We start from the raw sequence: 8,458 nt of genomic DNA, 5'->3' as shown, positions 1-8,458 counted from the left end.
CCCGCGCCGGTGATCGCCGAGCCGAAGAACACCGGATGCACCAACGCCTTCCCGGTCAGCCCGGCGAGCGAGCCGCGCAGCTGCCGGTACGACGCGGCCGACTCGTCCCGCACGTACGCGGCCAGGAACGTGTCGTCGTGGTCCGCGACCAGGTCGACCAGCCGGTCGGTGAAGCCGGTGTCCCCGGCGCCGAACGGGTGAAACACCGCGCCGCGGGTGCCCAGCCCGGACACCGAGCCCATCGCGACGATCCCCGGCGCGAGCTTCGCGGCGATGCTCCGCAGCACCCGCGCGTACCCCGCGCCGCCGCGGTCGATCTTGTTCACGAAGATCAGCGTGGGGATGCCCAGCCGGCGCAGCGCCCGCAGCAGCACCCGGGTCTGCGCCTGCACCCCCTCCACCGCAGAGATCACCAGCACGGCGCCGTCGAGCACGCTCAGCACCCGCTCCACCTCGGCGATGAAGTCCGGGTGCCCGGGCGTGTCGATCAGGTTCACCGTGACCCCGCCGATGGCGAACGACACCACCGCCGACTTGATCGTGATGCCGCGCTGGCGCTCCAGCGCGAGCGAGTCGGTCTGCGTGCTGCCGTCGTCGACCCTGCCGCGCCGCTCGATCGCCCCGGCGGCGTACAGCAGGTGCTCGGTCAGGCTGGTCTTACCGGCGTCGACATGTGCGACGATGCCCAAGTTGAGCGTGCTCAAACGTCATGTCCTCGTGGTAGGCGGCAACTCCTTCCGGGGCGGACACAACGGCTCGCATCGGCTCTCCTTCGCTTGGGTTCACGTCAGTCCAGCAGACGGCCAGCCGGCCGGGCAACCGAATTCAGCGCAGCAGCAGCCAGGCGGCGCCGGCGGTGGCGGTGAGCACCACGCCGGTGCGCAGCATGGGATCGGGGAGCCGGCCGACCAGCCGGGTGCCGACCATGCCGCCGAGCACCGCGGGCCCGCCGAGGAGCGTGGCGAGCGCCCAGTCGACCAGGCCGGTGAGGGCGAAGGCGCCCGCCACCACGACGGCCATCCCGAGGCACAGCACGTTGCGCAGCGGGAGAAGGCGGTTCAGCGACCGGCCCGGCGCAGCCAGACCCAGCACCACCAGCACCAGCGTGCCGGTGCCGACGCCGATCATCCCGGCATAGACCCCGCAGCCCAGCATGGCGGCCAGCGACACCGACCGGCCGGTGTGCCGCACCGGGTCGCGCCCCTGCACCGCGACCAGGACCGCGGCCGGCACCAGCACCCACGGCGCGACCGCCTGGAACGCCCCAGGCGGCACCGACGCCAGAATCGCCACTCCCGCAACGGTTCCGGCGCACCCCGCCAGCAGCGGAGCCACCCGCGGGCGCGCGCCGCGGAGCCGGAAGGCCGCGCTGGCGAAGCTCAGCGGCGTCACGAACTGGTTGGTGGCGTGGGCCGTCAGCGGGGCGACACCGGCGCCGGTGAGCACCAGGAACGACAGGATCGCGCCGCCGCCGCCCGCCGTGTTGAGCACCCCCGCCACGAACGCCGCGCCCGCCATCAACGCGCCCGTCAGCATTCCCCGCCACCCTCCCACGCACAGCAGTGGGCGGTCGGGGAGAACCGCGGAGAAAGATGCTGCTCGCCGCCGCGATCATCTGTCAAGTATTTGGCCCGATCCTGGACAGATCGAAGTTGCCGGGTTTCTTCGTGGTGCACAACGGGTGCGGGCTGCCAGGCTGGTCGCTGGAACGAGGACGGGGGGTTCCGCAGAGGTCGGCGGCGGGCCGGTGACCCGGCTTCCGGGGGTCGTCGCCGCCTTCTGCGGTTCGCCCGCGCCCGGCGAGAATCCGGGTGTGAGGTTCCACCGGTTGGCGCGTTGTTCACTGTGGCACGCCTGTGCAAGGGTTGCGCGGTTTGTGGTGAGCGGCGGTGGTCATCCTGGCGGACGGGGCGTTCGTGGACGTGCCGGATTCGGCGCCGCTCACCGGGACCGCGGTGAGCAGCCCGGAGCCGGAACGCGACGACGGCCCGGCCGCCCTGCCCTCGTTCGAGCGCGTGTACCGGGAGTACGCGATCCGGGTGTACCGGTACTGCCTGTCCCAGGTCGGCAACGCCAGCGATGCCGACGATCTCACCGCGGAGGTGTTCGCCGCCGCCTTCGCCGCGTACCCGGGCGTGCGGCTGCGCGACGGCGTGGTGTTGCCCTGGCTGCTCCGCATCGCCCGCAACGAGATCATCGACCAGCGCCGGCGGCACTCCCGGCGATCGGCTCTGCTGGCCCGGTTCTTCGGCGGCGAGTCCGAGCAGGACCGGTCGGTGGACGTCGAGGGCGAGGTGGTGACGCGCGACGAGCTGCAGCAGGTGGTGACCGCGATGCGGGGACTGTCCGCCCGGGACCGCACCCTGATCGGTCTGCGGATTGCCGCCGGCCTGCCGTTCGCCGAGATCGGCCAGGTACTCGGGATCTCCGAGCACGCCGCGACCGTGGCCACCAAGCGCGCCCTGCAACGGCTGCGCCGGCACGTGGAGGCGGCGCGATGACGATGAGCCGAACCTCCGAACCGTTCGACGAGCACGCGTTGCGGGTGCTGTTCGAGAACGTCGAGCCGCCGGCCGAGGTGGGCGCCGGCTGGCGCGACCGGGCGAAGGGGGCCGCGCCCGCCAAGGGCCGGCGGGCCGCCCGGATCTTCCGGCGCGGCGACTGGTTCCGCCGGCTCAGCCGGCCCTGGCTGCGGGTGCTCGCCGCCGGGGTCGCCGCCACCGCCACCGCCGGCGTGGTCGGCGTGGTTGCGGCGAACCGGCCGGACGCCCCCGAGCCGGACCCGGACAAGATCGAGACGATCATCAACCTGCCGCCGTCGCCGTCCCTGTCCGCCGTCCCACCGACCTCGGCCTCCGCGCCGGGCGCCCCGTCCGGCACGCAGCCGGTGCCCGGCGGGCCGGGCACCGTGCCCGGGTCAGCGGGCGGACTGCAGTCCGCCAGTCCGGCCGGGCCGGCGGCCCCGGCGCCCGCGCGCGGCCCGCTGGCCGAGTGGCCGGACGCCGGCAACACCGGCATTCCGTCCGGCACAAGGCTTTCCAGCCACGCCGGCGACCTGCACGTCACGCAGGCCGGCGAGCTCGTCACCGACATGCGGGTGAGCGGCGTGATCTACGTCGACGCACCCGACGTGACCCTGCGGCGGGTCCAGGCCAACCGCACCATCCAGCAGCGGGCGCCCCGGCTGCGCGTCGAGGACAGCGAGATCACCGGTGGCCAGATCGGGATCCTGCAGCAGGCCTCGGGGTTGACCGTGCAGCGCAGCCACATCCACGACGTCAGCTACGCGGTGGTGGCCACCACCGACGTCACGATCGTGGACAACTACCTGCCTGGCAACGGATCCCGGGTGGTCACCAACGGCAACACGGCGCGGCTCACCGTGCGCCACAACAACTTCGGCGCCGCGCTGGAGGTCACCGACCAGGACGGCCCGGTCACCGACGTGACCATCGAGAACAACCAGCTCACGTTCCTCTGGGCCCCGTCCGGCGGTGGCTCGCACGACATCCGGGTCACGGGCAACCAGTTTCGCCGCACCCGCCCGGACGATCCCGCGGTGAGCGGCTGGAACCCCGGTCAGGCGGGCAACGTCTGGACCGGAAACGTGTGGTTCGGCACGAGCGACCCGGCCAATCCGTAGTCGATCCCGAGCGCGCGTAACAGCCGGGCCAGCACGATCGCCGGGTCCGCGGTGTGCCCGAGCCCGCGCAGGTCGACCCGCTCACCGAGACCGGTCTCCGGCAGGTGCCGGGCCAGGCAGGCGGCCACGTCGGTGAGCGAGGAGCACGGGTGGTCCCGGCAGGCACCGCACGCGTCCACCGGCCGCACGGTGCCCCCGCGCGCCGCGGCCTCGAACGCCACCCGGTCCGCTCCGCGCAGCTCCAACGCCTCGGCCAGCAGCCGTACCGACTCGCGGTGCGGCCGGCTCACCTTCCCCCGCTCGATCGCCTGGATGGTCCGCGGGCTCAAGCCCGATCTCTCCGCAAGCTGCTCCTGCGTCATCCACGCCGCATGCCGCGCTCGCCGAACCAGGCCGGCAAACGAACCATCCACCGCTCCACCCCCTAGGGCCGGCACCGCCCACACAGTGCGCTCGCAACTTCAAGACGCTCGGCGCCAGAAAACCTCACAGGCAGAAATCCGCGGCTGTTTCTTCCTGTTGCCCGGCGCCGCGCGCTGCCATGATGAGCGCCGGCTTTCGTATCACGGGAGAACTGGGTGGCCCGCTTCAACACACGTCCGCTGCCGGTGCGGCTCGGCGTCCTCGCACTGGTCCTCGCGTTCCTGGGCGCGCTGCCGGTGGTGCCGGCTTTCGCCGACGACCCGGAGCCGACCGAGCCGGCCCCGACCACGACCACCGAGCCGGCTCCGGCGACGACCACGGAGCCCACGCCCACCACGACCGCACCGGTGCCCCCGCCTTCCGAACCGGCGCCGACGATCACCGAATCGCCCCCGCCGGCCTTCCCGGTGCCGGACCCGCCCCCGCCGGCGCCACCTCCGGTGACTCCGGGGTTACCGGATCTCCGGGTGACCCTGGCGTTCGACAAGGCCCGGTATCTCGGCGGCGACCAGGTGAAGGTCGCCGTCACGCTCACCAACCGGAGCGACGTCGACGCGCCGAACGTCACCGGCTCGAGCTGGGGCGACGTCAACTTCGGGGACCCGCTCGGTGCGCTGGCCGCGCCCGGCATCCTGGTCCGGGCCCGGGAGACGCGCACGGTGGAGCTGACCGGCCACATCGGATCCGCCACCGACCATGTGATCATGGTCGGTCTCGGCGTGTACCCCGCCCCGGGCGACGCCAACGGCGACGACAACAGCTCCACCGCGCGGGCGACGCTGGTCGACGGCGTCGGCGGGTACGGCGGCACGATCTTCACCGACAACAACCGCAACGGTCACCGCGACTCGGGCGAGAACGGCCTTTCCGGCGTGACGGTCCGCCTGTCCGGCGGGCTTCCCGCGCGCGAGCTCATCCAGACGACGGACGGTCAGGGCAGGTTCTCCTTCACCGGCATCCCCACCGGCCGGTACTCGCCGCGGTTCGACGCCGGGTATCCGTGGACCGTCGGCAGCCCGACCGCGGGCCGGATCGACCAGATCTCCATCGACGACACCGCCCGGTACGCCAACCTGTCCCTGCCCGCGACGCGCAGCCTGGCCAGCGTGCTGGAGGCGACCCTCTGGTTCGACCGCGACACCTACCAGGTCGGCGACACCGTGCACGTCACCGTCCTGCTGAGCAACCGCGGCGAGCAGCCGCTCACCGGGGTCATCGCGCACTGCGCCGACACGCTCGCCAGTGCTGGCATGCTCCGCGGCGGGCCGGGGTGGGGGCCGCTCGCCGAGGGCGGGCCGGGAGTGACGATTCCGCCCGGGCCGCCGGTCGGGTTCGGGCCACCGGTGACCAGATCGTTCACCGCCACCGAGACCGTGCCGGCGGCCGCGGCGCCGTTCGGCCAGGTGTCCGCGTCCTGCTCGTTCAGCGCCGACGGGTACTTCCAGAACGACCGGGCCTACGGCGACATCAGCGCCCGGGTGCTGGGTGCCCCCACCGGCGGTCACGGTCAGGTTTTCCAGGACAGCAACGACAACGGCTGGCCGGACGCCAGTGAGGGGCTGGCGGGTGCCACCCTGGTGCTCACCGACCAGGACACCGGTGCCGCCGTCGCCCGCCCGGTCACCGACGCCGATGGCGGGTTCACCGTCGACGGGCTGCCGCCGGGCACCTACGACCTCCGGGTGGACGGCCTGTGGAAACCCCGTTTCGGCACGAACTGGTTCCAGTTCCGGGTCGCGGCGGTCCCGCTGAACTTCTCGCAGAACTACCCGGTCGTGCCCGGCACGGAACGGGAGAACCATCTGCCCAACCTCAAGGCGTTCGCGGCGTTCGACAAGCCGGCCTACAACTCCGGTGACGTGGTCAACGTCCGGGTCTCCGTGACGAACATCGGTGACGCCGCGGCCGAAGGCGTGCACGCGTTCGCGTGCGGCGGGCCGGCCGGCGTCAACTGCAACTCCACCCCGCTCGGGGAGCTTTTCCTGCTGCCGGGCGTGCGGATCGAGCCGGGGGAGACCCGGACGGCCGAACTGACCGGAAAGGTCGCGGAAGCCTATGCCGGCGCGCTCGCCTTCGGCATCTGGGTCGAACCGACGAACGGTGACGTGAACCCGTGGAACAACAGATTCCGCACGATCGTGCCGATGACCGCCACGCGCGGCTCGTACTCCGGAATCCTGTACGGCGACCGGAACGGCAACGGCATCCGCGACGCCGGTGAGGAACTCGAACGGATCCGGATCTCCCTGCACGGCGGGGTTCCGGACAGCCAGTTCGACGTCGTGACCGACACGCACGGCCGGTTCGCCTTCCCGGACATCCCGACCGGCCAATATTTCGCCACCTACCAACTGCCGGCCGGCTGGACCCCGCCGGACGGCATGATCACCGTGGACGAGCGGGACGACGGCGACATCGAGATCCGGCTGGACCGCCCGCTGTTCCAGGTGCTGCAGGCCTCGATCGCTTTCACCAGAGGCAGCTATGCCGAGGGCGAGGTCGCGCACATGACCTTCACCCTCACCAACCGCGGTCCCGCCACCCTGACCGGGATCACGACGTTCTGCACCGGCCCCGGTTTCGGCAACGAGATCTACTCGGGTGGTCCGGGCTGGGTCGACATCGGCGACGACGGCTGGATGACCGGCCCCGCCGTCACCCTCGGCCCCGGCGAGACCCGCGCGATCGACGTCTGGGACACCGTGCCCGAGGGGTCGCGCACCCGGGGCTACGTCATCGTCGAATGCGACTTCGGGCTCGATCACGTCTATCCCCTGGACCGCAGCCCGACCGCGCACGCCACGGCACGGGTTCCCGGCGCCGTCGGCACCGGGGGCGGCCGGGTGATCTACGACCGCGACCACAACGGCTTCACCGAAGGCGAAGGCCTACCCGGCGTCAAGCTCGTCCTCGTCGACGGCGCCACCGGCGCCGTGGTGGCCAGAACCACGACCGACCCCGGCGGGCGCTACCTCTTCGCCGACCTCCCCGCCTACCCCTACGAGCTCCGCATCGTCGGCCCCTGGCAGTTCGACGGCCCCGGCTACCGCTTCTTCCAGGTCTACGGCGACGAGAACCGCCCCGACTTCTACGACGTCTACGTCGTCCCCGGCCCGGAGCAGGAGGACCCGGAGGCCCCGCCCGACCTGCTCCCGCAGGGCGTCGTCACCCCCGCCGCGGCCGCCCTCACCAACCTCCTCGCCGCGACCGGCGCCGAGGTGCTCGACGTCCTGCTCATCGCCCTGGCCGCACTCACCGCCGGCCTGGCCCTGCTGCTCCTTCGCCGGCGGCGCACGATGACGAGATGACCTGGGGCGATGGCAGCCTTGATCCAACGCCGATCCTCGACTGGGCCCATCCGCTGGTCCGTTCGTTTGCCGAGCAGGTGCCGCCATTCCTCGCCGGCCTGCGAATGGCGCACCATCTACCAGCGGATCCACGGCGGGCGTGGGGCCGGAGTCCGCGAGATCACTACGGCCACGACGCGTCGGTCCGGCTCGGCCTGATCGGGGTGGCGGTCACCTACCGTCATCCGGTGTGGATGACGAACAGCGTGTCCTTGCCGGAGGTGGCGCCCCAGATCTGGCCCGGCCGGCCGAGTAGCTGGCGGGCGCTGCCGGCGCCGGCGGGCAGGGCGACCGTGGTGAACCGTTCGGTGCCCGGGTCGAAGCCCACGATGCTGTTCGAGCCGAAGTCGCTGGCCCACACCCGGTTCCGGTCGTCGACGTAGACGGCGTAGGTCTGCGGGCTGCGGCCGGGTAGCTTCCATTCCTTCCACTGTCCGGTGGCCGGGTCGAAGCGGCCCACCTGTCCGGCGTTGTACTCGCTGACCCAGATCAGGCCGCGGCTGTCCGACCACACCCGGCGGGCGCCTTGCCCGGCGGTCGGCGGGTCGATCGGGGTGGCCGCGCCGGTGGTGGTGTCGATGCGGGCGATGTGGTTGCCGGCCAGGGAGGCGTAGTACACCTCGCCGGCCGGTGTCGCGGTGATGCCGTACGGGCCGCGGCCCCGGGGCGCCGGGTACACGGCCAGGTCGCCGGTGCGCGGGTCGAGCCGGCCGTAGATCCCGTTCTGCCCGGTGAACCACAGCACGCCCTGCCCGTCGAACGCGGCCGTGTTGAGGTTGGCGTCCGGCCGGTCGGCCGGCAGCGGGAAGCTGCGCACCGCGCGGCTGGTGCCGTCCACCCGGACGATCGCGTTGGTCCCGCTGTCGGTCACCCAGGCGGCGCCGTCGGCGCCGACGATCACGCCGTGCGGCTGGGACCCCTGGCCGAGCCCGACCTGGGTCACCGCCCGAGTGGCTGGATCGAGGTGGCCGAGGTAGCCGGCGCGCTGTGCGGTGAACCAGATTCCGCCGTCGACGGCCGGGGCCACGTCGTGCGGGCCGGCGCC

Annotated in this window: 7 protein-coding genes; 3 read left to right on the top strand and 4 right to left on the bottom strand. The window is 72.6% G+C overall.

Features of this window, described 5'->3' with window-relative positions:
* Together VGR06_RS39480 and VGR06_RS39475 are read right to left on the bottom strand one after the other, a co-directional pair.
* On the bottom strand, nucleotides 1-704 hold a 704-nt coding region (locus tag VGR06_RS39480), incomplete at its 3' end, for a GTP-binding protein (RefSeq protein ID WP_327564356.1).
* A gap of 121 nt (nucleotides 705-825) precedes the next feature.
* Entirely contained in the window at nucleotides 826-1,536 is a 711-nt protein-coding gene (locus VGR06_RS39475; RefSeq protein ID WP_327564355.1) for a sulfite exporter TauE/SafE family protein, read from the bottom strand.
* A gap of 353 nt (nucleotides 1,537-1,889) precedes the next feature.
* Here VGR06_RS39475 and VGR06_RS39470 point away from each other — a divergent pair, with 353 nt between their 5' ends.
* Nucleotides 1,890-2,501: a sigma-70 family RNA polymerase sigma factor gene (locus VGR06_RS39470; RefSeq protein ID WP_327564354.1), complete on the top strand. Its 612-nt coding sequence runs from the start codon at nucleotides 1,890-1,892 to the stop codon at nucleotides 2,499-2,501.
* On the top strand, nucleotides 2,498-3,643 hold the full coding sequence (locus tag VGR06_RS39465; protein ID WP_327564353.1) for a hypothetical protein: 1,146 nt from the start codon (nucleotides 2,498-2,500) through the stop codon (nucleotides 3,641-3,643). The genes VGR06_RS39470 and VGR06_RS39465 overlap by 4 nt, the downstream gene beginning before the upstream one ends.
* Here the strand turns inward: VGR06_RS39465 and VGR06_RS39460 are convergent.
* Complete coding sequence (locus VGR06_RS39460; protein ID WP_327564352.1) at nucleotides 3,580-4,056, bottom strand: helix-turn-helix transcriptional regulator; 477 nt, start codon at nucleotides 4,054-4,056, stop codon at nucleotides 3,580-3,582. The genes VGR06_RS39465 and VGR06_RS39460 overlap by 64 nt on opposite strands.
* Before the next feature lie 165 nt (nucleotides 4,057-4,221).
* Here VGR06_RS39460 and VGR06_RS39455 point away from each other — a divergent pair, with 165 nt between their 5' ends.
* Nucleotides 4,222-7,374, top strand: a complete 3,153-nt coding sequence (locus tag VGR06_RS39455) for an SdrD B-like domain-containing protein (protein ID WP_327564351.1) — start codon at nucleotides 4,222-4,224, stop codon at nucleotides 7,372-7,374.
* Nucleotides 7,375-7,594: 220 nt separating this feature from the next.
* Here VGR06_RS39455 and VGR06_RS39450 read toward each other — a convergent pair.
* Nucleotides 7,595-8,458 (bottom strand): virginiamycin B lyase family protein (locus VGR06_RS39450; protein WP_327564350.1); only part of this gene is annotated, 864 nt, incomplete at its 5' end.

The organism is Actinophytocola sp., assembly GCF_036002505.1.
In the GTDB taxonomy this organism is placed as follows: domain Bacteria; phylum Actinomycetota; class Actinomycetes; order Mycobacteriales; family Pseudonocardiaceae; genus DASYTH01.
This window is presented reverse-complemented; position numbering and strand designations above follow the sequence as displayed.

What these genes read in the sequence shown, in the direction of transcription:
- VGR06_RS39475 (WP_327564355.1), bottom strand. Translation starts at nt 1,536, where the DNA reads ATGCTGACGGGCGCGTTGATGGCGGGCGCGGCGTTCGTGGCGGGGGTG.
- VGR06_RS39465 (WP_327564353.1), top strand. Translation starts at nt 2,498, where the DNA reads ATGACGATGAGCCGAACCTCCGAACCGTTCGACGAGCACGCGTTGCGG.